Here is a 23,286-nt window from a genome sequence, read left to right on the forward strand (position 1 = left end):
TGGGGGCGAAGCCTCCCAGCAGGGTCTGGGACGGAGTCCCAGCGGGGTCCGGGGCGGAGCTCCGGTGGGGGTGCGGGGGGCGAAGCCCCCGGCCAAGGGCTTGACCTTGAGGGCCGAGGACTGAGGACTGAGAACTGACAGCTGAGAACTGAGGTCAGTCCTGGGCTTGAGCTTGGGCTCGAAACCCTTGAAACCCCCTCCCCCACCTCAGATCCACCCCTCCTCCCACGCCCTGTGCGCCGCCGCGTGCCGCGTCGCCACGCCCAGCTTCGTCATCGCCGCCGACAAGTAGTTCCGCACCGTCCCCGGCGCCAGATGCACCTCCGCCGCGATGTCGCGCACCGACCCTCCGCCCCTGGCCGCTCGCAACACCTCCAGCTCCCTCCCCGTCAGCGGACACGCGTCCTCCGTCAACGCCGAAGCCGCGATGTCGGGATCCACGTACCGTCTCCCCGCCGCCACCTCGCGGATGATCTCGGCCAACCGCTCCGCCGCCGTGGTCTTCGGCACGAAACCGCTCACCCCTGCCGCCAGTGCCCTGCGCAGCACTCCGGGGCGGGCGTGGCGGGTCACCAGGATGATCCTCGTCGGCAGCTCCGCACCGATCTCCATCGCCGCGGCCAAGCCGTCGGCGGGCGGCATCTCCAGATCCAGCACGGCGATGTCGGGCCGGTGCTCGCGGGCGAGGCGGACCGCGTCGGTCGAGGTGGACGCCTCCCCCACGACCGCGAAATCGGGCTCCAGCGCCAGCAGCGCCGCCAGCGCGCCGCGCAGCAGATCCTCGTCGTCGGCGATCAGCAGCCGGATCATCCAGTCCCCCGGTCTAGCGGCAGGGAGGCGGCCACCGCGAAGCGGTCGTCCTCGCGTTTCCAGGTCAGTTCGCCACCGGCCTCGGCCAGCCGGGCGGCCAGGCCGCGCAGCCCGGTACCGCCGTCGCCGCCGGAGTCGTGGGCTCCATCGTTCCCGACGCGCAGGAGGGCGCGGCCGTCCTCGACGGTGAAGTCGACCTCGGCGAAGCGCGCGCCGCTGTGGCGCAGCACGTTCGTGGTCGCCTCCCGCACGACCAGCCCGAGCAGGTGCCGGGCCGCTTCGGGCAGCTCGTCGACCGGGTCGAGGCGGGTGGCGACCTCGATGTCGGCGGCGGCCAGGACCCGCCCGGCGTTGGCGATCTCGGCGTCGAGGGTGGTGCGGCGGTAGCCCTGCACGACCGCGCGGGTGTCGCGCAGCGCGTCGGCGGCCAGCTCGCGGACCTCGCGCATCTCGGCGGCGGCCCGGTCGGGGTCGCGGGAGGCGAGACGTGCGGCGAGTTCGCTCTTGAGGGCGATCACCTGGAGGTGGTGGCCCTGGATGTCGTGCAGGTCGGCGGCGAAGCGCAGCCGCTCGCGCGTGACGGCGAGGTCGGCGGCCAGCCCGCGGGCGGTGTCGAGACGTTCGGCGACGTCCCAGGCCCACAGCAGCCCATAGACGACCCAGACGGTGAAGATGACGATGGACGGCACGAGCAGGACGCCGAGGACACGGTCGTCGCCGGCGGCCACGGGCGGGATCATCTCGACGGCGGTGCCTGCGATGACGGCTCCGGCGATCAGGACCCGCCGGTCGACCGGCCGCAGGAACATCGCGATGACGGTGACCATGGAGGCCGGGGCGACGCACCATGCCTCGTCGCCGGGGTCGATGGCGAGGATGAGGGCGGCGAGCACGACCGCGGCCACACTTCCGGCGACCAGCCACGCGACGGGCGCCGGTGGCGGCCGGTCGGCGGCCGCCTCGGCAGGCGGCGTGGTCCGTTTGAAGGCGAGCCGGTGGTAGAAGGCGACCACGCAGGCGACGGACACGACGGCCAGCGCGGCGATGCCCACGATCCCCGACCACAGCGGCGTCTCGTCGCGGAACTGCCGCCAGCCGAGGACGCCGATGAGGGTGAGGACGATGCTGGCGACGAGCGTCAGCCAGGTGAAACGGCGGAGGTTGCCCAGCCCGTTGGCGGCACGGTCGTCGGTGCCCGGCGCGGTCATGCGGCCATTGTGGCAGCGCCCGGCCACGCGAGGAGGGCCCCAGCCGCCGGGCCCGCCGATCAATGACAGATGTCATCGGGACCCGTGACATTTCCACCCGATCGCCTGCGGTTTCGGCACTACTGGCCGGGCTCGTGTTCGGCGAGGCTGTTCTACAGGAGATACCCCGCCCCTGTATCGAGGAGAAGCCGTGAACACCACGACGAAGACCCGCCCCGCCGAGACCCACCACCACCACCACGGCCGCCGCGGATGGTGGCCCTTCACCCGCCACTTCCTGGAGATGGTCGCCGCCATGATCGTCGGCATGGCCGTCCTGGGCGGCGCCCGCATGGGCGTCCTCGCCCTGCTCGACGCCGAGATCCCCGGCGGCGCCACCACCGGCGCGCTGCTGATGGCCCTCGACATGTCGATCGGCATGGTCGCCTGGATGCGCTTCCGCGGCCACCGCTGGGCGCCCTGCCTGGAGATGACCGCCGCGATGTTCGTGCCGGTGCTGGCCGCGCTGCCGCTGCTGTGGACCGGCGTGATCGGCGAGCACGGCCTGATGATGGTCGAGCACATCGGGATGCTGCCGGCGATGCTGCTGGCCATGCTGATCCGCCCGTCCGAGTACGGCCGGTGAGCCCGATGACCGACCCCATGCGCACCGACTCCGCCACCGCCCCGAAAGGCACCGCCGTGACCACCGAGACCGCTCCCCGCCGCCACTGGGCCCGCACCGTCACCGACCGCTGGCCGACCGCACTGGCCCTGCTCGCCGCCGCCGCGATCGTCCTCGACTCCGGGGGCGACGGGGGTATAGCGCCGGTGATCCAGCTCTTCCCGCTGCTGCCGCTGGTCTACCTCGTCGTGGCCAAGCTGGAGCGGCCCGGTGCGACCTGGCCGGTCGTGCTGGTCGGTGCGGCGCTGATCGGGGTCCTGCGCGCCACGGAGGTCATCTCGCCGGCGGCCGTGCTCTACGGCATCGCCCTGGTGGTGCTCGTGTGGGGCGTCGTCGACGGGCATTCGCGGGGCTCGGGGACCTTCCGGCTCCAGGCGCTGGGCATGCTGGCCTTCGGCGCGCTGGGGCTGGTCGCCCTGGCGGTGGAGCCCGACCTGGGCCGCTACCTGATCGCGGCCGGCTGGTTCTTCCACGGTTTGTGGGACTTCTGGCACCTCAAGACCGGCAAGGCGGTCTCGCGCTCCTACGCCGAGGCGTGCGGCGTCATCGACGTCCTGACGGGCGTCGGGCTGCTGTTCATGGCGTAGGGCGTGTCCTGGGGAAGGAGAGACGGGCGGGGCTCATGGGGAGCCCCGCCCGTTTCGCGTGCTATTTGCGGCCGCCGGGGCCGTTGAGCAGGCCGAGCGGCTTGCCGGCCAGGCTCTCGCGGCGGACGGCGAGGCGGTCGGCGATGGCGCTCAGTGCCCTGGCCGCGGGCGCGTCCGGGGAGGACAGCACGTAGGGGCGTCCGGCGTCGCCGGCCTCGCGCAGGCCCGGGTCGAGGGGGATCTGGCCGAGGAGCGGCACCGATGCGCCGACGAGCTTGGTCAGCGCCTCCGCGACCGTCTCGCCTCCGCCCGCGCCGAAGACCTCCATGCGCGAGCCGTCGGGCAGTTCGAGCCAGGACATGTTCTCCACGACGCCCGCGAGGCGCTGGTGGGTCTGCATGGCGATCGCGCCGGCGCGCTCGGCGACCTCGGCGGCGGCCATCTGCGGGGTGGTCACGACGATCAGTTCGGCGCCGGGGAGCAGCTGGGCGACGGAGATGGCGATGTCGCCGGTGCCGGGGGGCAGGTCGAGGAGGAGGACGTCGAGGTCGCCCCAGTAGACGTCGGCGAGGAACTGCTGGAGGGCGCGGTGCAGCATCGGGCCGCGCCACACCACGGCGGCGTTGCCGCGCGTGAACATGCCGATGGAGATGACCTTCACGCCGCCCGCCTGCGGCGGCATGATCATCTCTTCGACCTGGGTGGGCTTGCCCTCGGCGCCGAGCATGCGCGGGACGGAGTGGCCGTAGATGTCGGCGTCGACGACGCCGACCTGGAGGCCCTTGGCGGCCAGCGCGGCGGCGAGGTTCACCGTGACGCTGGACTTGCCGACGCCGCCCTTGCCGGAGGCCACCGCGTACACGCGCGTGCGCGAGCCGGGCTGGCTGAAGGGGATGACGGGCTCGGCCCGGTCCCCTCCGCGCAGGCTCGTCTGGAGGTCCTTGCGCTGGGTGTCGGACATGACGCCGAAGTCGATGGTCACGCGGGCCACGCCGGGGACCTCGGTGACGGCGAGGGTCACGTCGCGCTGGAGTTTGTCGCGCATCGGGCAGCCCGCGATGGTGAGCAGGATCCGGACCGCCACGACGTCGCCCTCGATGGACACCGTGTCGACCATGCCGAGGTCGGTGATGGGCCGGCGGATCTCCGGGTCGTCGACGGTCGCGAGCGCTGCGCGGACGGCGTCTTCCATGGTGGTGCTTGGCGCGGACATGGCTCCCACTCTACGTCTCGGTAACCCTCAGGCGCCTTGCGCGTCCTCGCCGTCCCCGACGCCGTCCTGAGGGGTCGGCGAGGTGGTTGACGAGGGAGAAGGCGATGAGGGGGTCGGTGACGGCGAAGGCGACTGTGAGGAGGGTGACTCTCCCGGCGTGGTCGGCGTCGGCGTCGGCTTGTCGGTGTCGCTGTCGGTGGGCGCGGGCCGCTCGGGGTCTTCGCCCGGCCGGTCGTCGCCCTGCGGCGGGGAGTCGTTGTTGAGGCTGGTGCCGGTCGCGCCGTCGGCCTGCCCGAAGAGCCCGGCGAGGGGCTGGCCGAGAAGGGCCTCGGTGACGGTGACGACGCCGAAGGTCAGCGCGCACACGACCAGGGCGGTCAGCACGACGGCCTTCCAGCGTTTCGGCGCGTCGGCGTCGCCGGTGCCGCCCACGGGTTCGACGGCGGGCACGGTGACGGTCGCGCGGCCGGTCGCGGGCCCGGTGGTGGTGCCACCTTCTTCGAGGGTGATGACCTGCGTCGCCTCGGTCGCCTGGACGGAGGTCTCGACCACTCGCGTGGGCCGGTCGCCGTCGATCTTGGTCACGTCGATGCGCAGGGTCTTCGGCAGGTGGCGCAGGCGCTCCTTGGTGTGGTTCATCGAGGCCAGGTAGAGGGCGCTGCCGACGGTGCTGATGACGCTGGCCAGCACCGCGCCGATGATCGTCCCCGCGACGCCGAGCGTCGAGGCCACGACCGTCGCGGTCACCGCCGCCGCCGTCGCGGCCGCGACCTGGAGTCCGTTGAGTTCGAGCCGTCGCTTTGGCTGCTGCTCTTCGCTCACGCCACCTCCAGGGTCGCCGCCGGGGAGCGCCGGCGGGATTCGCTGTCGTCTTTGTCGCGTCGGCTTCGTCGCCGCACCCAAAAGCTCCAGAGTGGCCCACGCCTCCCGACACGCCCAGTGGCTGTGGCGGCACTCACCGGTGATGATGGCGACGTGCCGGCGGGGGCAATCGGATTGCGTTACCCACCATGGGGCGAATCGAAACGGGCCGAGACGCCCGGGATCACTTGGCGGAGGCCGGATCGCGGCCCGGCCCTCGGCGTAACCTGCCCTTGCCGACCTCGTCGAGCAGCCGGTTCATCTCGCCGCGCACGAAGTCGCGGGTGGCGACCTCGCCCAGGGCGATGCGCAGCGAGGCGATCTCGCGGGCCAGGAACTCCGTGTCGGCCTTCGACGCCTCGGCGCGGCGGCGGTCGGCCTCGATCTGGAGACGGTCGCGGTCGGCCTGCCGGTTCTGCGCCAGCAGGATCAGCGGCGCCGCGTAGGAGGCCTGGGTGCTGAAGAACAGGTTCAGCAGGATGAACGGGTAGGGGTCCCACCGCAGGCCGAAGACGCCCACCAGGTTCAGCGCGATCCACAAGATCACGAAACCGGTCATGTAGACCAGGAAGCGGGCGGTGCCCATGAACCGGGCGAAACGCTCGGCGAAGGCACCGAAGGCGTCGGAGCTGAACTTCGGCAGCCGGAGCCGGCCGGGGGGTTTGGGCTCCGACAACGGCGGCCGGCCCGCGCGGTTGTGGTCAGTCATGGGCTCGGTCCCGCCAGTCGGTGGGCAACAGGTGGTCGAGGACGTCGTCGACGGTCACCGCGCCGACCAGGCGCCCGTCGACCTCGACGGGCAGCGCCACCAGGTCGTAGGTGGCCATCTTCCGCGTGACCTCGGTGAGGTCGTCCTCGGGAGACAGGGGGTCGATGTCGCGGTCGACGATGGAGCCGATGAGGTCCGAGGGCGGTTCGCGCAGGAGCCGCTGGAAGTGGACCATCCCCAGGTAGCGGCCGGTGGGCGTGAGCGAGGGCGGCCGGCACACGAAGATCTGCGCGGCCATCGCCGGGGAGTTCTTCGGCTCGCGCAGCAGTGCCAGCGCCTCGGCGATCGTCGTGTCGGGCGGCAGGATGATCGGCTCGCTGGTCATGATGCCGCCGGCGGTCCCGGGCACGTACTTCAGCAGCTGCCGGACCGGACTGGCCTCCTCGGGCTCCATCAGGTCGAGCAGCTCGGTGCGGTCGCTGGTGGGCATCTCGGCGAGGAGGTCGGCGGCGTCGTCGGGCTCCATCTCCTCAAGGACGTCGGCGGCGCGGTCGCGGGAGAAGGCGGTGATGATCTCGACCTGGTCGTGCTCGGGCATCTCCTCAAGGACGTCGGCGAGGCGGCCGTCCTCAAGGGCCGCGGCCAGCTCGACACGGCGGCGCTTGGGCAGGTCGAGCATCATGGTCGCCACGTCGGCGGCCCGCATGCCCTCCACAATGGACAGCAGGCCGGCGGTGCCCTGCTCGGGCGCCGGAGCCACCAGGCCGGTCACGTCGTTCCAGCCGAACTGGTTGACGTGAGCGCGGCCGAGGCGGCCGGTGCGCTCGCGGACGGCGATGCGCGACAGCTCCCAGTCGCCGATGGAGCTCTCCCGGCACATCGCCACGTCGGTGACCTCGCCGGACTGGCGGGGAGCGCCGTTGTCGGTCACCACGGCCACCCGGCGGTCGAGAAGCTCGCCCAGCACGAGGATCTCGCCGGGCCGGCTCTCGAACTTGCGCAGGTTCAGCTGCCCGGTCGACAGCACCACGGCGCCGACGTCGACGCTCGTCACGCGGCCCATGGGGATGAAGATGCGGCGCCAGGCGCCGATCTCGGCGACCAGCCCGAGCACGCGGGGCGGGGCGTTGCCCGGCCGGGGCCGGGCGACGGCGTCGCGGACACGGCCGACCTGGTCCCCGTTCGGATCGAAGATCAGGGTACCGGCCAGCCTCGCCAGGTACACGAGCGCCGAAACTGCCACACCGGCAGCCTAGTCGTTGTCGATCGTGGGAAAGCGCGCTCTGCCGTAGGCTTCGGCGCATGTCCCCTGTGACCTACGAGATCGTCGACGTGTTCACCGACCGTCCCTACACCGGCAACCCGTTGGCGGTCGTGTTCGGCGCCGAGCGGCTCGACACCGAGCGGCTGCAGGCGATCGCGCGGGAGTTCAACCTCTCCGAGACCGCGTTCGTGCTGCCGGTCGAGGATCCCGCCGCCGACTACCGGGTGCGGATCTTCACGCCGGGCGCCGAGCTGCCCTTCGCGGGCCACCCGAGCATCGGCACGGCCGTGACGCTGCTGAGCCGGGGCAGGCTCAAGGCCGGCCGGGTCATGCAGGAATGCGCCGCGGGGCTGTTCGAGCTCACCATCGAAGACGGCCGCGCGACCCTGGACGGTACCCCGCCGTCACCGCTGCGCCCGCTCGACGCCGGTCCGCTGCTGGCCGCGGCGGGCCTGACCTCCGCCGACCTCGCCGGCGAGCCGTACGCCACCGGCTCCGGCCTTGAGCACCACTTCCTCCCCGTGCGGCCCGATGCCGTCGCCCGCGCGGTGAGCAGGCCGCGTCCGGACGTCCCGAAGGTCTACCTCTTCTCCTGGGACGCCGAACGCCGCCGCGCGAACGCGCGACTGTTCGCGCCCGGCATCGGCATCACCGAGGACCCCGCGACGGGTTCGGCCGCGCTCGGCCTCGGCGCCTACCTGACCGGCACCGGACTGCTGCCTTCCGACGGGGTCTCCGCCTACACGATCGACCAGGGCGAGCACATCTCGCGTCCGTCGATTCTGGACTGCGAGGTGGCCGCCAAGGGCGGTGTCGCGATCGGCCTTCGCGTGACCGGCCGCGTCGCGGCGGTGGCCAAGGGCGAGCTAGTCGCCCTCCCCCACTGAGGGCGGGGCGAGTTCGTAGACGACGCACTCGGCGGCCCAGCGGGCGGCGGTGTCGTCGGTGCCGGACAGGTTGAGGCGCTTGCCGCTGATCTGGCCGACGAGGTCGTCCCAGCGTTCGCCGCCGGGTTCGACGGGGGTGGCGGTCGCGGTGAAGGTGAGGATGGCGCCGCCGTGGTCGCCGCGCAGGGTGATCAGGGGGGCGTGGTCGCGGGAGAGTCCGGGGTCGGGCTGCTCGCCGGGTCCGACGACGGTGTAGAGCTTGCCCTCGATGGGCAGGCACCACACGGGCCGCGCGGCGGCTCCGCCGCAGGACACCCAGGCGACGGCGGCCTTCTTGAGGGCTTCGGCGAGCAGTTCCGGCGCGGGTGCGGTCGTCACGTGCGGCCTCCTGGTGGCGGGGTCGAGACGTATTCGAGGCTCTCGTAGCGGCTGACGGTCATGCCCTCCTCGGGCCACCGGGGCCAGCCGCCCTTGCGCAGTAGTGCGGCGAGGAACGCCTGCGGGGTTTCGAGCCGCTTCCACACCGCGGGCAGGAATGTCGAGCGGCGGGTGCCGTCGCTGAGGATGATGCCGTCGACGCCGGGGCGCAGGGCGGCCAGGAGCGCGCGGGGGTCGGCGTCGAGGGGTTCGGGCGTGGTGAGCACCGAGACCTTGACGGTCAGGCCGGGCCATTCGGCGGGTTCGACCGGGGGCAGGCGCGGGTCGCTCATGGCGCGGGCGGCGTTGCGGGGGACGTCGACGTAGAGGGGGCGCTGCGCCTGGAGTGTCCCGATGCAGCCGCGCAGGCGGCCGCCGTGCTCCAGGGTCACGAAGGACGCGCCGGGTTCGCGCAGCCGCTCGGGGTCGTCGTCGAGGAGCAGTTCGTCGGGGGCGACCGTGGCGACGGCCATCGTCAGGCGCACCGCCTCGACCGCGAGCCTGGTCACCGCTTCGCCGAAGGCTTCCATAGGTGGCATCGTGCCACGTTCGTCCCCGGGTGGGGTGATCAGCCGGTGAGGTGCGCCAGCGAGTAGGCCACCTCGGGGCGGACCTCGTCGGCGCTGGCGCCCGCGGTGAGCTTCACCGCGTCGGGCATGGAGGCGGCGTCGCCGACGATGATCACGTCGTAGGAGCTGCCGTGCAGCACGCCGGGGCCGTCCTTGTGCCTGCGACGGAGCAGGGGCAGGACGACGCCGCGCTGGACGCGGCGCGCGGCGCGTTCGTGCAGGCGGCCCATGAGGGAGACCGGGGCGCGCAGCGGTCCGCGGCCGACGGTCCGGTAGACCTTGCGCGGCAGGCGGAACAGCAGCAGCCACTCCATCGAGCGGGGCGGGCTGCGCAGCTCCATGCCGGAGCGGACGACGACCTCGACGCCCGGCGCGAAGGGCGTGTCGAGCCAGGAGCGCTCTTTGGCGACGACGACGGTGGCGCGGCCGCCCTCGGTGACGACCCGCGCGGCCTCGTCGGCCACGGCACGGCGCCGGTTGCCGCCGACGGCCAGGAACAGGACCCTCATGCTCGCTCCCTTGAGAACCAGAGCTCGTGGTGGCGCGCGCCGACGGCCTCGAAGCTGTAGCGCCCGGCGAGGACCTCGCGGGCGCGGGCCAGGTCGAGTCCGGCGGGGAAGCGGTCGCGCAGGCGCCAGTAGCCCTCGCTGATCGTGGCGGGATCGTCGGTGACGTCGATCATCTCGCCGGCCGCTTCCTCGACGCCGGCGAGGGTCTCCTGCGGGCCGCCGCTGCGGGTGACCAGGATGGGCGTGCCGGCGGCGATCGCCTCGACGATCGTCATGCCGAAGGTCTCCAGGCGGCTGGGGTGGACGAGGAGGTCGTGCGTGGCGATCATCCGCAGCGCCTCGGCAGGGGGGATCGAGCCGGTGAAGTCGACGACGTCGCTCAGGCCGAGTTCGGCGACCCGCGCGGTGAGCTCGGCGCCGAGCACGCCCTCGCCGACGATGGTGAGGCGCAGGTCGGGGTCCTTGTCGTGGCAGGTCGCGAAGGCCTCCACGAGCAGCCCGACGCCCTTGCGTTCGATGAGCGAGCCGAGGTAGAGCCACCGGCGCAGTTCGCGGACGGGTTCGGCGCGCTTCGGGCCGAAGTCGATCGCGTTGGGGATCAGGCCGATCTTGGCGGCCTGCTCCGGGAAGGCCTCGGCGAGCGGTTCGCGGACGGGGTCGCCGACGGCGTTGAAGCTCGTGCAGCGTCGCAGGACCTCGCCGTACATCTCCCGCGAGTCGGGCTGGGCGAGGACCTGGTCGAGGAAGGTGGAGTGCTCGGTGACGTGCACGCGCGCGTCGGGGCGGGCGTTGTCGAGTGCCACGAAGCCGCCGCGCAGTCCGACGTGGGCGTGGACGACGTCGGCGGGGATGGGCTGACCGCCCAGCGCCAGCCGCAGGTTCTCGGCGTAGGAGTGCGCGCGTTCGGCGAAGCTCGGGCGCCCGGTCAACGGCACCGGCACGTAGACGAGTTCGGCGCCGGCGACGTCGGGAACCGAGCGCAGCGCGCGCTTCATCAGCCGCTTGTGCGCCTTCTCGACGGCGGGCAGCCGCGACTCGTCGCGCAGCTTCCACGGGTCGCAGTGGAAGACGGTGACCCGGTCGCATCCGGGCGCGGTGGCGGCGACCATGGCCTGCACGAACGCGCCGCCGAAGGGCGACTGGGAGTTCGGATACCACGGCGTGATGATCGCGACGTCTCTGCTTGCGGGCACCGGACGGCTTCTTCCACTCGAAAAGGGGTGAGAAGGAGAGGGTGATTGCCCTGCGAAGGTTACCGGGAGTTGTCCTGAAGTGGAATTCCGGTGGCCCTCGCGCTGGCGTCCCACAGGGCGTGGGCGACCTTGTCGTCGGAGGCCGCCGAGGACGGCGAGTGCCGTTTTCCGCGTACGTAGTAGCCGCCGGAGGTGAAGTCGCCGGGCGCGGCCGTCGCCAGCCACACCAGGGTCCGCGCCCCGGCTTCGGGGCTGATGAACCCGGGCATGCGCTTGGCGAGGCGGAACAGGCCCGTCTCCTCGCCGAAGCGGGAGCGGACCGCGCCGGGGTGGAAGGCGGCGGTGAGCACCTCGGGGCCCCAGCGGCGGGCGGCCTCGCGGGTGAAGAGGATGTTGGCCTGCTTGCTTTCGGCGTAGGAGCGCCATTTGCGGTATTTCGGGGCGAGGGTGAAGTGGGCGGGGTCGATGCGGCCGCCGGCGTGCACCGCCGAGGACGTCGTGATGATCCGGCCGCCGGTGAGGCGGTCGCGGAGCAGGTTGGCCAGCAGGAAACCGGCGAGATGGTTGACCTGGAGGGTCAGTTCGTAGCCGTCGACGGTCTCGATGCCCTTCCCGGAGATCAGTCCGGCGTTGTTGGCCAGGACGTCGATGCGCTCGTAGGTGTGGTGCAGGACCGCGGCGAGGTCGCGAACGTCACTCAGGGCGGCGAAGTCGCTGCGGTAGGCGGCGGCGTCGTGCCCGCCGGCGGCGCGGACCTCGGCGAGGGCGTCGTCGAGTCGGCCCCGGTCGCGTCCGACCAGCACGATCTCGGCGTCCGGGGCGAGTGCGACGGCCGCGGCGCGGCCGATCCCGGCCGACGCGCCGGTGACGACAATGACGCTTCTGCTCGGCGTGCTAGGCATCCTCCGATTCTTCTCCATGGCAGGATCGGCGGTATGACCCCCGTACCGCCGCGGCGTTCCCACCCGGACGTCATCCCCCACCCCACGATGAACCGCCGCGCCCAGGTCGACCCGCAGTCCACCGGGATCCTCGAAGGCAAGGTCGCGCTGGTGACCGGGGCGGGCAGCCCGGACGGCATCGGTTTCGCCGTCGCCAGGCACCTCAGGGAGCTGGGCGCCGAGGTCGCGATCGTGTCGACCACGCGCCGGATCCACGACCGCGCCGGCGAGATCGGCGGTTACGGCTTCGTCGCCGACCTGACCGACGACGCCGAGGTCGCCGGTGTCGCCGACGCGATCGCCGAGCAGGTCGGGGAGGTCGACGTGCTCGTCAACAACGCCGGGCTCAACTCGAAGGCCGGTCCGGCGGTGCTGCGCCCGGTGGCGCAGTTGACCTTCGAGGAGTGGCGCGGGGAGCTCGACCGGAACCTGTCGACGGCTTTCCTGGTCAGTCGCGCGTTCGTGCAGGGCATGGCCGAGCGCGGCTGGGGTCGCGTGGTGAACGTGTCGGCGACAGCGGGTCTGCTCAAGGCCGTCCCGGCCGAGGCGGCCTACGCGGCGGCGAAGGCCGGGATGCTCGGTCTGACAAGGGCTCTGGCGATGGAGCTGGTCGCCGACGGCGTGACGGTCAACGCGGTCGCGCCGGGCGTCATCCGGACCGGATCGTCCACTGTGCATGAACTGCAGCGGGGGCTGGACTCGCCGATGGGCCGTCCGGGCACGCCCGACGAGGTCGCGGCGGTCATCGGTTTCCTGTGCGCCCCGCAGGCGTCCTACGTGACGGGGCAGGTCGTGGTCGTCGACGGCGGCGAGTCGATCCACGCGGATTAGGCTCCCGCGGGGCCCCAAGGCCGGGAACCGAGGACGAGCCCGACCCCCAAAGGCCGGGAACCCGTCACCGGAGGCGGGGCCGCAGCCCGATCCCATACCTTTCAGGCGTTTCGTTCGCCGCCGACCAGAGAGCACAGCCGTCCGCGAGCACATTTACCGGCCTCGTATCATGAGCCCCTGCCGCATCCACTCCTATCGCAGGGGAGAGCTCGTGTCCGGAACAAAGGGGTCGCTCCGGTGACGGTGATCGGACGAACCCTCGGCAAGTCGACCGGTGTGCGCGCCTTGTGGCGCAACCGTTCCACGCTGCTCACTCTGGTGCAGCGTGACCTGGCGGTGAAGTACCAGCGTTCGGTGCTGGGCTACTTCTGGTCGCTGATCGAGCCGATGGGCATGGCCGCGATCTACTACTTCGTCTTCGGCATTCTCTACAACCACGCGGGAAGCAATGTCGACGGCGGCGACTACGCCGTGTTCGTCGTGTCGGGCATCTTCGCCTGGCAGTGGGCGAGTTCGGCGATGTCGGAGTCGACGAGGTCGCTGACGAGTCAGTCCTCGCTGATCACGACGATGCGCGTGCCGCGGGAGATCTTCCCGGTGGCGAAGGTCATCGCCCGTTTCGCGGAGTTCGCGGCGGGTGTTCCGATCATCATCTTGTTCGCCCTGTTCCTGGGGGACGGTTTCCAGTCCTCGATCTGGGCGCTTCCGGTGGCGGTGCTGCTGCAGACCTGCCTGCTGGTGGGGCTGGCCTTCATCCTGGGTTCGGTGAACGTGCTGATGCGCGACGTCGAGCGCTTCATGCGGCTGGCGATGCGGGTGCTGTTCTACGCCGCCCCGATCATCTACCCGCTCTCGAAGGTCCTCGGCGACGACGCCAACCCCTCGAACGTTCCGGGCTGGCTCCAGGGCGTCTACATGGCCAACCCCTATGTCGGGATCATCCAGCTGCACCACGCGGCCTGGAATCCCAGCGAGCTTCCGAGCTGGGGACTGTTCGGGTACACCGCGGCGGTCTGCGTCGTGGTGCTGTTCCTGGGCTGGGCCCTGTTCAAGAAGCTGGAGAACTCGGTGCTCAAGGAGCTCTGAGAACTCTTTTCGAAGCGTTGCCCGGCCATCACCGGCGGTCCCTGTCAGGGGCCGCCGGTGTTCGTTGGCGGCCGTTTTCCGGTGAACGTCGAGCGAATTCGCCCGGACATGCCGACACCCCCGGTAACCTCGTGTTCCACCATTGGAGAGGCACTGCTCGGGCGGCTTTCAGGCGCCATCAACCGACCCGATGCTGTGCGTTAATCTTCCAGGCGGGACCGGCCCGGACGCGGCCGGCCGAAGCGAAGGGCGCGCCGGCGAGATCCACCGGGCGCCCCACAACGAAATCCGCAGGGAGTAACAGCACATGGCCGCAGGTGGAGCCCCTATCCCCGCCGCGCAACCGGTGATCGGCGACGACGAGATCGAGGCCGCCGTCCGGGTGCTGCGCAGTGGCCGGGTCGTGCAGGGCCCGGAGGTCGCGGCCTTCGAGGAGGAGTTCGGTGAGCTCGTCGACGGCAGGCACTGCGTCGCGGTCAACTCCGGCACGTCCGCCCTGCAGTTGACGCTGCTCGCCCTGGGCGTGGGCCCGGGCGACGAGGTGATCGTCCCGTCGTTCTCCTTCGCGGCCTCGGCCAACGCGGTGCGCCTGGTGGGCGCCGAGCCGGTCTTCGCCGACATCGAGGCGGGCAGTTACGGCCTCGACCCCGACTCCGTCGCCGCCGAGATCGGGCCGCGCACCGCGGCGATCATGCCGGTGCACCTCTACGGCCACCCGGCCGACATGGCGCGGCTTCAGCCGCTGGCCGACAAGCACAAGCTCGCCGTCGTCGAGGACGCCTGCCAGGCGCACGGCGCGACGCAGAACGGCCGCCAGGTCGGCGCGTTCGGCGCGGCCGGCTGCTTCAGCTTCTACCCGACGAAGAACATGCACTCCCTTGAGGGCGGCATGATCTCCACCGCCGACGCCGGCATGGCGCGCACGCTGCGGCTGCTGCGCAACCAGGGCATGGAGCAGCGCTACGCCAACGAGATCGTGGGCGCCAACATGCGCATGACCGACGTGGCCGCCGCCGTCGGCCGGGTGCAGCTGACGAAGCTGGCCGGCTGGACCGAGCAGCGCCGCCAGAACGCCAAGGTCCTCGACGCGGGCCTGACCGCGGTGGAGACGCCGCCGGTCGCCGAGGGCGTCGGGCACGTCTACCACCAGTACACCGTTCGCTACGCCGGTGACCGCGACGCCTTCATGGCCGCCCTCACCGAGCGGGGTATCGGCAACGCCGTGTACTACCCCACCCCGATCCACGAGCTCAAGCCCTACCGCGAGCCCGTCGGCGGCAACCCCGTGCGCGCCTGGGACCTCCCCGAGACGGCCCGCGCTGCCCGCGAGGTGTTCTCCCTGCCCGTCCACCCCTCCCTGACGTCCGAGCAGTTGGAGCGGATCGTCGCCGGTGTCAACGAAGTGGGAGAGGGGCTGTAGGCCTATGACGGCAGCGACCAGGCGTCTTCGCGCCGGGCTCGTCGGGCTCGGCGCGATGGGGCGCAACCACGCGCGCATTCTGTCCACTTTGGACGGCGTGGACTTCGTCGGCTCGGTCGACCCGGCCGGCGACCCCCGGCGCTCCGCCTACGGCGCGCCGGTCTTCGCCGAGGTCGCCGAGCTGCTGGCGCTGGGCGTCGACTACGCCGTCGTCGCCTGCCCCACCTCCCTGCACGAGAGCGTCGGCCTCCAGCTCGCCGAGGCCGGGGTGTGCGCGCTCATCGAGAAGCCGCTCGCCCCGAGCGTCGAGGCCGCCCAGCGGCTCGTCGAGGCCTTCGAGAGCCGCGGCCTGGTCGCCGGGGTCGGGCACATCGAGCGCTTCAACCCCGCGCTGCAGAGCCTGCGCGAGCGCCTGGAGGCCGGTGAGCTCGGCGACATCTACCAGGTCGTGACCCGCCGGCAGGGGCCGTTCCCGAACCGCATCGCCGACGTCGGCGTGGTCAAGGACCTGGCGACCCACGACATCGACCTGACCTCCTGGGTGACCGGGCAGGGCTACGCGACGGTCTCGGCGCGCACGGTGCACAAGAGCGGTCGCGAGCACGAGGACATGGTCGCCGTGGTCGCCTCCCTGGAGGACGGGACCGTCGTCAACCACCTGGTGAACTGGCTGAGCCCGCTCAAGGAGCGGTTCACCGCCGTCACCGGCGCCCTCGGCTGCTTCGTCGCCGACACGCTCACCGCCGACCTCACGTTCTACTCGAACGGCGCGGCCAGCAACGAGTGGGAGGCGCTGAGAACCTTCTCCGGTGTCGCTTCGGGCGATATGATCCGATATGCGATTCTGCGCCGTGAGCCGCTGCTCGTCGAGCACGAACGTTTCCGCGACGCCGTCGAGGGCAAGCCGAGCGAGATCGTCACCCTGCGGCAGGGCCTGCGGACCGTCGAGGTCTCGGCGGCGATCCTGGAGTCGGCGCGGACCTGTTCGACTCTGCGTGTCGACTAGGGGCGGTAACGGGATGGCCGATAACGCCCACCATCCGGCCGGTGGGGGAGCAGCCGGCCTTAGCAGTGAGGAAAGCCGTGCCAAAGGGCTCTGACAACACCGCCGTCTCCGACGGGAGACGCGGCCGGATCGTGATGCTGGTCGACAACCAGGTCAACGGCGACTCCCGCGTCCAGAAGGCCGCCCGCTCGGCCGCCGACCGCGGCTGGGAGGTAACCCTCCTGGGACGCTCCTCCGAGACCGTCCCGGCCCAGACCTGGCAGCTCGGCGAGGCCGAGGTCCGGCTCCTGGAGTTTCGTCCCCACTTGCAAAAACACCCCGAGCAGCTGCGCCGGCTCTTCTGGCGCCGCCCGCTGGCCTACCGCCCGGGCCACATCTCGGCCTACCGGCTCCAGCAGGTCCGTGCCCGCGAGGCCGAACTGCGCTACCGGGGCAGCCTGCTGGGCGCCGCCAAGAACGCCGGCGACACCGGTGTGGGCTTCCTCCTGGGCCGTGTGCGGCTCAAGGGCGCCAAGTTCCTCGCCGGCGCCCGCCGCAAGTGGGTCCGCATGCGCGCCCGCCACGCCAAGGCCATCGCCCCCATGCGCAGGAACAACAGCTCCTCCGCCGACCGGCTCGCGGTGAGGTTCTGGAGCAAGCTCATGGGCGACCGCGCCTGGCGCCGTATCGACCCGAGCCTGTGGGACTTCGAGCTCGCCTACGCCAAGACCATCGACCGGCTCAAGCCCGACATCATCCACGCCAACGACTTCCGGATGCTCGGCGTCGGCGCCCGCGCGGCGCTGCGCGCCCGCGCGAAGGGCCGCGACGTCAAGCTCGTCTGGGACGCCCACGAGTTCCTGCCGGGCACCCGGCCGTGGTCGAACAACGAGCGCTGGAAGCCCGCCATGATGGCCGCCGAACGCGAGTTCGCCCGCCTGGCCGACCGCGTCATCACCGTCTCCGACGGCCTCGCCGACCTCCTTCAGGAGACCCACGGCCTCAAGGAGAAGCCGGCCGTGGTCCTCAACGCTCCCGAGAAAGAGGTCGCGGAGGAGCGCGAGGCGCCCGCGCCGCCGAACCTTCGCGAGCAGTGCGGCCTCGAACCCGGCACGCCCCTGCTGGTCTACAGCGGCACCGTCAACCCGCACCGCGGTCTGACCACGATGATCGAGGCCCTGCCGCACCTGCCGGAGACCCACGTCGCGCTGATCGTGTCGCGGCCCGGTTCGGCCCACGTCCGCAAGCTCCTCGACCGCGCCACCGAACTGGGCGCCGCCGAGCGGGTCCACGTGCTCCCCTACGTCCCGCACTGGCAGGTTGTGCCCTATCTGACCAGCGCCGACATCGGGGTCATCCCGATCCACCACTTCCCGAACCACGAGATCGCGCTGATCACGAAGTTCTTCGAGTACTCCCACGCGCGCCTGCCGCTGATCGTCAGCGACGTCAAGACGATGGCCGCGGCCACCCGGGCGACCGGGCAGGGCGAGGTCTTCGAGGCCGAGAACACCGAGGACTACGTCCGCGCCGTCCGCGCCGTCCTGGCCGACCCGCAGCGCTACCGCTCGGTCTACGACCGGCCCGGGCTCCTCGACGGATGGTTCTGGGAGGCGCAGGCCGACGTCCTCGACGGCGTCTACCGGGAGCTTCACGGCAAGCAGGCACCTCGGCCGCGCTCAGCCGGCCCGGACGAGGACCTGGCGTCCGCGCCCGTCGAGGTGTCGGCGTGAGGCCCCCGCACGGCGGTCCGCGAGCCGCCGACCGGCCGGCCGGCGAGCACCCGGCGCGGCAACCGCTACCCCGTAGAGGAAGAGACCTGTCATGCGGATCTGTGTAGTCGCCCTGGGCAAGATCGGCCTCCCGCTGGCCGTGCAGTTCGCGTCCATGGGCCACCGGGTGATCGGCGCCGACGTCGACGAGAAGGTCGTCGGCCTGGTCAACGCCGGGGTGGCGCCCTTCCCGGGCGAGGCCGACCTGGAGAACAAGCTCGAAAAGGTCGTCGCCGAGGGCCTGCTGACCGCGACCACCGACACCTCCGCGGCCACCGCCGACTCCGAGGCCGTCGTCGTGGTGGTGCCGCTGTTCGTCGACGGTGACGGCAAGCCCGACTTCGGCTGGATGGACGCCGCGACCAGGGCCATCGCCGCGGGCCTGAAGCCCGGCACGCTCGTCAGCTACGAGACGACGCTGCCGGTCGGCACGACCCGCACGCGCTGGGCGCCGATGCTCCAGGAGGGCTCCGGCCTCACACCGGGCGAGGACTTCCCGCTCGTGTTCAGCCCCGAGCGGGTCCTCACCGGCCGCGTCTTCGCCGACCTGCGCCGCTACCCCAAGCTCGTCGGGGGCATCGACGACGCCTCGGGCCGCAAGGGCGTCGAGTTCTACGAGGCGGTGCTGGAGTTCGACGAGCGCCCCGACCTCACCCGCCCCAACGGCGTGTGGGACCTCGGCTCGGCCGAGGCCTCCGAGCTGGCCAAGCTCGCCGAGACGACCTACCGGGACGTCAACATCGGCCTCGCCAACCAGTTCGCGCGCTTCGCCGACTCCGCCGGCGTCGACGTCAACAAGGTCATCGAGGCCTGCAACACGCAGCCCTACAGCCACATCCACCAGCCCGGCATCGCCGTCGGCGGCCACTGCATTCCGGTCTACCCGCGCCTGTACCTGTGGAACGACCCGGACGCCACCGTCGTGCGGGCCGCGCGGGAGGCCAACGCGGGCATGCCGGAGTACAGCGTCGGCCTGCTGGCCGAGGCCTACGGCGTGCTCGACGGGGCCGCCGTGCTGGTCCTGGGCGCCTCCTACCGGGGCGGGGTCAAGGAGACGGCCTTCTCGGGCGTCTTCCCCGTCGTGGAGGCCCTGCGGGCCCGCGGCGCGGTGCCCTACGTCAGCGACCCGATGTACACCCCGGAGGAGCTGTCGAAGCTGGGCCTGCCCGCCCACGACGGCGCGCCGGTCACCGCGGTGATCGTGCAGTCCAACCACGAGGACTTCAAGACGCTCGGCGCCGCGGACTTCCCCGGCGTCCGCGTCGTCGTCGACGGCCGCCGCGTCACCGATCCGGCCAACTGGGCCGGCGTGAAGCACGTGGTCATCGGCGGCTAGACCGCGACCTGCGAGAAGGGCCGTCCGCTTCGTGCGGGCGGCCCTTCTCTGCGTCGGCACACCCTCCGCCGGCGGCCGGCGGGAAGCTTCCGAGAACGGCCTCCGGCCGCACCGCGGCCGATATGATCCGTTATGCGAGCCTGCGTCGCGAGCAGCCGCCCGTCGAGCACGAGCGCTTCGGCGACGCGGGTGACGGGAGCGCCGGACCGCGGCTGAATCCGCGCACGGCCGAGAGTCCGGGCGGCGATCTCGTCGCCGCTGCGGGCCCGGTCGCACCCCGCGGATCCATCGTGAGCGGCGCGGGCCGACACCGCGCACCGACGGCCGGTGGAGGGAGCAGCCGGCCCTAGCAGTGGGGGTAGCCGTGCCACAGTTTTCCGACGAGATCACCGCCTTCGGCAAGGAACGCGGCCGGATCGTGATGCTGGTCGACAACCAGGTCAACGGCGACTCACGGGTCCAGAAGGCCGCCCGCTCGGCCGCCGACCGCGGCTGGGAGGTAACCCTCCTCGGCCGTTCCAACAGCGCCGTCCCGGCCCAGACCTGGCAGCTCGGCAAGGCCGAGGTCCGGCTCCTGGAGTTCCACGACGTCCTGCACAAGCACCCCGAGCAGTTCCGCCGCCTGTTCTGGCGCCACCCGCTGGCATACCCCCCGGGTCACATCGCCAGCTACCGCCGGCGTGAGGTCCGCGCCCGCCAGGCCGAGCTGCGGTTTCGGGGCAGCCTGCTCGGCGTGCGGAAGAACGCCGGCGACACCGGCCCGGGCTTCCAGTTCGGCCGCGTCCGTCTCAAGCTCGCCCGGATCGCCGCGGAGCTGCGGCGCCGATGGGTCCGCATGCGCGTCCGCCAGACCAAGGCCGTGTCCTCCATGCGCAGGAACAACAGCACCACCACCGACCGCGTCGCGGTGAGGTTCTGGAGCAAGCTGATGGGCGACCGCGCCTGGCGCCGTATCGACCCGAGCCTGTGGGAGTTCGAGTTCGCCTACGCCAAGGCCATCGACGCCCTCAAGCCCGACATCATCCACGCCAACGACTTCCGGATGCTCGGCGTCGGCGCCCGCGCGGCGCTGCGCGCGCGGTCCTGCGGCCGCGACGTCAAGCTCGTCTGGGACGCCCACGAGTTCCTGCCCGGCATCTGCTCGTGGTCGCGCAACGAGCGCTGGAAGCCGGCGATGATGGCCGCCGAACGCGAGTTCGCCCGGTACGCCGACCGCGTCGTCACCGTCTCCGACGGGCTCGCCGATCTTCTGCAGGAGACGCACGGCCTCAAGGAGAAGCCGGCCGTGGTCCTCAACGCGCCGGAGAAGGAGATCCCGGAGGAGCGGGAGGACATCCCCCTGCCCGACCTGCGCAAGCAGTGCGGCATCGGGCCGGAGGTCCCGCTGCTCGTCTACAGCGGCGCCGCCGCTCCCCAGCGCGGCCTCGACACGATGATCGAGGCCCTCCCCCACCTGCCCGGGACGCACGTCGCGCTGATCGTGGCGCGGCCGGAGTGCGACCACGTGCAGGAGCTCCTGGGGCGCGCCGCCGAACTCGGCGCCGTCGAGAGGGTCCACGCGCTGCCCTACGTCCCGCACTGGCAGGTGGTCCCCTACCTGGCCGCCGCCGACGTCGGGGTCATCCCGATCCGCCATTTCCCGAACCACGAGATCGCCCTGATCACGAAGTACTTCGAGTACTCCCACGCACGGCTGCCGGTGGTCGTCAGTGATGTGCGGACGATGGCGGCCACGACGCGCTCGACCGGGCAGGGCGAGGTCTTCGAGGCCGAGAACACCGAGGACTACGTGCGCGCGGTCCGCTCGATCCTGGACGACCCGCAGCGCTACCGCTCGGTCTACGAGCGGCCGGGCCTGCTCGACCAGTGGTACTGGGAGACGCAGGCCGACATCCTCGACGGGATCTACCTCGAACTGAACGGCCGGCCGGCTCCCGAGCCCGTCCGCGCGGACCAGGACGACGAGGATCCGGCGCCCGACCCCGTCGAGGTACCGGCTTAGAGCCCACGGCGTCACCGGAGCGGCGTGTTCGCGCCGCCCCGGTGACCGTGGGATCAGCCTCGGCGCAGGAGCTTGCGCAGCAGCGCGTCGACGCGAGGCAGGATGCCGACCGTCGCGGGCGCGCCGCCCTTGCGGGTGACCGGCAGCGTCCGCTTACCGCCCTCGTGGGTCAGGCGCGCCTTGACCGTCCACGTGCCCGGCCGCAGCTTCATCAGCGGCGAGGACAGGTGGGAGACGACGAGCGACCCCTCGTCGTCGGCGCGCAGCTCGGTGGGCATGACGACGGTCTTGCCCGGGCGCGTCGCCACCAGGGAAAGGTCGAGGCCGTCGCCGACGTCGGCGAGGGGCATGTGCACCGTGACGTCGAGACGCGAGCGCGAGGAGTCGAGCTTCGTGCAGCGGGCCTTGTCGGTGATGTCGCGCAGTTTCCCGCCGACCTCGAAGCTGAGGTTTCCCGCGACGCTGAAGTAGGCGTCGGCGAGGTGGTGGCCGCCCTTGCCGTCGGGCAGGACGCGCAGGCGGTGGCCGGTGGCGATGTCCTTGGCCCGCTCGGCGCCCAGCCGCCGCTCCAGGGTGACGCCCTTGGCGTGGACCGCCAGCGAGAGGTCCCAGATCCCGGCGGCGACGGGCGCGCCCTCGGCGAGGGTGGCGAAGTCGACGCCGGCGCTGAAGCCCGCGTGCGTGTAGTCGTAGGGCGTCGAGTCGTCGGCCAGTTGCGGCGTCTCCCCGGTGGCGGCCGCCACGCGGTACTCCACGTCCGATCCCCGCTTGCGGACCAGCAGCTCGACCGTCTGACCGTCGGTGTCGACCTGCGTCAGGTGCGCGAAGCCGCCGAGGGTCAGGTGCCCGCTCGCGGCCCAGTCGAGGGTTTCGAGGCGGTGGACGACCCGGATGTTGTCCAGCGCGTACATCTCGTCGGGGATGCCGGCGGCGGGGTCGCGGAAATAGGGCAGGGACAGGTACACCTTGCCGTTGTCGGCGGTCGCCTTCTCGGCCGGCGACAATTGCGCGCGAACGATCTCGGTCAATTCAGCGATCTTGTTCTCGCGGAGGCAGTAGGCGCGCAGCCGCAGATCCGGGGCCAGCTTCTCCAGCACAATGTCGGTGACCCAGGTGTCGGTCAATTCCTTGACCCGGTCGAGCACTTTCCGCTGCTCGGCGGGGCCGCTGTGGTTGAGCCAGCGGTCGGCGAACCTCGGGTGTTTCCCGCCGAGGCAGGGAAGGATCTCGAAACGGAAGTGGCGGGTCACCAAATGGTCGCGGTCCTTACCGGCCGGAACGTATTCGGCGATCATGTCCAGCAGCCGCTCGGCCTGGTCGAGCCACGGGAGCGGATCGTGCGTGCGGCGGGTGACGTTGCTGTCGTCGGGACGGTTGCGCACGAAATAGCAGTCGTAGTCGGCGACCACGGAGATGACCTCGGCGCGGAAGTACGCCTCGGCGGCGAAAGGCTGGTCGGAGGAGACCATCTGCCCGGTGGGGAAGCGCAGGCCGTGGCGCTCCACGAAGGCGCGGCGGTACAGCTTCACCTGGCTGAGAGCGAGGTAGATCTGCGAGCTGAACAGGTCGACCTTCGCCTCGGTCCTGCCCCACATCCCGCGCGGCGCGCGATTGCCGAAGCCCGGCGCCGGGACCATCTTCCCCAGCACGATGTCGGAGTCGGCCTTGCGGGCCATGGCGAGCATTTTCTCCAGCGCCTTGGGGCCGAGATAGTCGTCGGCGCCGACGAAGTAGACGTACTCGCCGGTGGCATTGTCGAGACCGACGTTGCAGGGTTTACCCGGGCCGCCGGAGTTCTCCTGGTGAATCACTTTGACGCAGGAGTTGGCCGCCGCGAAACGATCCAATTCCTCGCCGCCCCCGTCGGTGGAACCGTCGTCGACGGCGATGACCTCCAGCTGATCTTGTCCGATGCTCTGGGCGAGGATCGAATTGATCGCCTCGGTCAGCCATGGCATCGCGTTGTAGACGGGAACCACGATGGTCACGGCGGGCGTGTGATTCATGAGGCGGATTTTACAC

General features: G+C 71.5%; 22 protein-coding genes. 10 read left to right on the plus strand and 12 right to left on the minus strand.

Features of this window, described 5'->3' with window-relative positions; translation table 11 throughout:
- Positions 1-207: 207 nt before the first annotated feature.
- Together AB0I28_RS33960 and AB0I28_RS33965 are read right to left on the minus strand one after the other, a co-directional pair.
- Positions 208-810 (minus strand): response regulator transcription factor, encoded by a 603-nt coding sequence (locus AB0I28_RS33960; RefSeq protein WP_357499825.1) that lies wholly within the window; start codon positions 808-810, stop codon positions 208-210.
- A complete protein-coding gene (locus AB0I28_RS33965; RefSeq protein ID WP_357499826.1) occupies positions 807-2,018 on the minus strand; it encodes a histidine kinase in 1,212 nt (403 codons plus the stop codon). Before AB0I28_RS33965 ends, AB0I28_RS33960 begins: the two co-directional genes overlap by 4 nt.
- Positions 2,019-2,208: 190 nt before the next feature.
- Between AB0I28_RS33965 and AB0I28_RS33970 the strand changes: the two genes are divergently transcribed.
- Together AB0I28_RS33970 and AB0I28_RS33975 are read left to right on the plus strand one after the other, a co-directional pair.
- A complete protein-coding gene (locus AB0I28_RS33970; protein WP_357499827.1) occupies positions 2,209-2,643 on the plus strand; it encodes a hypothetical protein in 435 nt (144 codons plus the stop codon).
- Positions 2,644-2,648: 5 nt separating this feature from the next.
- On the plus strand, positions 2,649-3,269 hold the full coding sequence (locus AB0I28_RS33975) for a hypothetical protein (protein WP_357499828.1): 621 nt from the start codon (positions 2,649-2,651) through the stop codon (positions 3,267-3,269).
- A gap of 61 nt (positions 3,270-3,330) precedes the next feature.
- On the opposite strand, the gene AB0I28_RS33980 is transcribed toward AB0I28_RS33975, so the two are convergent.
- The 4 genes from AB0I28_RS33980 to AB0I28_RS33995 all read right to left on the minus strand — a co-directional run bounded on the left by AB0I28_RS33980 (position 3,331) and on the right by AB0I28_RS33995 (position 7,295).
- Positions 3,331-4,482 carry an Mrp/NBP35 family ATP-binding protein gene (locus tag AB0I28_RS33980; RefSeq protein WP_357499829.1) on the minus strand — a complete coding sequence of 384 codons (1,152 nt, stop codon included), beginning with the start codon at positions 4,480-4,482 and terminating at the stop codon, positions 3,331-3,333.
- Between the two features lie 27 nt (positions 4,483-4,509).
- Positions 4,510-5,304, minus strand: coding sequence for a hypothetical protein (locus AB0I28_RS33985; protein ID WP_357499830.1), 795 nt, complete (start codon positions 5,302-5,304; stop codon positions 4,510-4,512).
- Between the two features lie 223 nt (positions 5,305-5,527).
- Positions 5,528-6,052, minus strand: coding sequence for a DUF1003 domain-containing protein (locus tag AB0I28_RS33990; RefSeq protein WP_357499831.1), 525 nt, complete (start codon positions 6,050-6,052; stop codon positions 5,528-5,530).
- A complete protein-coding gene (locus AB0I28_RS33995; protein WP_357499832.1) occupies positions 6,045-7,295 on the minus strand; it encodes a CBS domain-containing protein in 1,251 nt (416 codons plus the stop codon). Before AB0I28_RS33995 ends, AB0I28_RS33990 begins: the two co-directional genes overlap by 8 nt.
- Positions 7,296-7,354: 59 nt before the next feature.
- Here AB0I28_RS33995 and AB0I28_RS34000 point away from each other — a divergent pair, with 59 nt between their 5' ends.
- On the plus strand, positions 7,355-8,203 hold the full coding sequence (locus AB0I28_RS34000; RefSeq protein ID WP_357499833.1) for a PhzF family phenazine biosynthesis protein: 849 nt from the start codon (positions 7,355-7,357) through the stop codon (positions 8,201-8,203).
- On the opposite strand, the gene AB0I28_RS34005 is transcribed toward AB0I28_RS34000, so the two are convergent.
- From AB0I28_RS34005 to AB0I28_RS34025, 5 genes are read right to left on the minus strand one after another with little or no spacing between them, the layout of a single operon-like run.
- Positions 8,183-8,581: a hypothetical protein gene (locus tag AB0I28_RS34005; protein WP_357499834.1), complete on the minus strand. Its 399-nt coding sequence runs from the start codon at positions 8,579-8,581 to the stop codon at positions 8,183-8,185. The genes AB0I28_RS34000 and AB0I28_RS34005 overlap by 21 nt on opposite strands.
- Complete coding sequence (amrA, locus tag AB0I28_RS34010) at positions 8,578-9,159, minus strand: AmmeMemoRadiSam system protein A (protein ID WP_357499835.1); 582 nt, start codon at positions 9,157-9,159, stop codon at positions 8,578-8,580. The genes AB0I28_RS34005 and amrA overlap by 4 nt, the downstream gene beginning before the upstream one ends.
- Positions 9,160-9,188: 29 nt before the next feature.
- Positions 9,189-9,698: a hypothetical protein gene (locus AB0I28_RS34015; RefSeq protein ID WP_357499836.1), complete on the minus strand. Its 510-nt coding sequence runs from the start codon at positions 9,696-9,698 to the stop codon at positions 9,189-9,191.
- Entirely contained in the window at positions 9,695-10,891 is a 1,197-nt protein-coding gene (locus AB0I28_RS34020; protein ID WP_357499837.1) for a glycosyltransferase, read from the minus strand. Before AB0I28_RS34020 ends, AB0I28_RS34015 begins: the two co-directional genes overlap by 4 nt.
- A gap of 59 nt (positions 10,892-10,950) precedes the next feature.
- The gene (locus AB0I28_RS34025) at positions 10,951-11,793 is read right to left on the minus strand and encodes an SDR family NAD(P)-dependent oxidoreductase (RefSeq protein WP_357499838.1); all 843 of its coding nucleotides are present in this window, start codon (positions 11,791-11,793) and stop codon (positions 10,951-10,953) included.
- A gap of 87 nt (positions 11,794-11,880) precedes the next feature.
- On the opposite strand from AB0I28_RS34025, the gene AB0I28_RS34030 reads away from it, so the two are divergent.
- The 7 genes from AB0I28_RS34030 (at position 11,881) to AB0I28_RS34060 (ending at position 21,264) form a co-directional block, all read left to right on the plus strand.
- On the plus strand, positions 11,881-12,663 hold the full coding sequence (locus AB0I28_RS34030) for an SDR family NAD(P)-dependent oxidoreductase (RefSeq protein ID WP_357499968.1): 783 nt from the start codon (positions 11,881-11,883) through the stop codon (positions 12,661-12,663).
- 237 nt (positions 12,664-12,900) lie between these two features.
- On the plus strand, positions 12,901-13,749 hold the full coding sequence (locus tag AB0I28_RS34035) for an ABC transporter permease (protein WP_357499839.1): 849 nt from the start codon (positions 12,901-12,903) through the stop codon (positions 13,747-13,749).
- 307 nt (positions 13,750-14,056) lie between these two features.
- Positions 14,057-15,169, plus strand: coding sequence for a DegT/DnrJ/EryC1/StrS family aminotransferase (locus AB0I28_RS34040; protein ID WP_357499840.1), 1,113 nt, complete (start codon positions 14,057-14,059; stop codon positions 15,167-15,169).
- A 4-nt stretch (positions 15,170-15,173) separates the two neighbouring features.
- Positions 15,174-16,175 carry a Gfo/Idh/MocA family oxidoreductase gene (locus tag AB0I28_RS34045; RefSeq protein WP_357499841.1) on the plus strand — a complete coding sequence of 334 codons (1,002 nt, stop codon included), beginning with the start codon at positions 15,174-15,176 and terminating at the stop codon, positions 16,173-16,175.
- Positions 16,176-16,252: 77 nt separating this feature from the next.
- Positions 16,253-17,887 (plus strand): glycosyltransferase family 4 protein, encoded by a 1,635-nt coding sequence (locus AB0I28_RS34050; RefSeq protein ID WP_357499842.1) that lies wholly within the window; start codon positions 16,253-16,255, stop codon positions 17,885-17,887.
- Between the two features lie 91 nt (positions 17,888-17,978).
- A complete protein-coding gene (locus AB0I28_RS34055) occupies positions 17,979-19,262 on the plus strand; it encodes a nucleotide sugar dehydrogenase (RefSeq protein ID WP_357499843.1) in 1,284 nt (427 codons plus the stop codon).
- A 364-nt stretch (positions 19,263-19,626) separates the two neighbouring features.
- Positions 19,627-21,264 (plus strand): glycosyltransferase family 4 protein, encoded by a 1,638-nt coding sequence (locus AB0I28_RS34060; protein WP_357499844.1) that lies wholly within the window; start codon positions 19,627-19,629, stop codon positions 21,262-21,264.
- Positions 21,265-21,317: 53 nt separating this feature from the next.
- Here the strand turns inward: AB0I28_RS34060 and AB0I28_RS34065 are convergent, their stop codons facing one another.
- Positions 21,318-23,270 (minus strand): glycosyltransferase, encoded by a 1,953-nt coding sequence (locus tag AB0I28_RS34065; RefSeq protein ID WP_357499845.1) that lies wholly within the window; start codon positions 23,268-23,270, stop codon positions 21,318-21,320.
- Positions 23,271-23,286 lie beyond the last annotated feature (16 nt).

The sequence above is a fragment of the Phytomonospora sp. NPDC050363 genome (assembly GCF_040655735.1).
GTDB lineage: Bacteria > Actinomycetota > Actinomycetes > Mycobacteriales > Micromonosporaceae > Phytomonospora.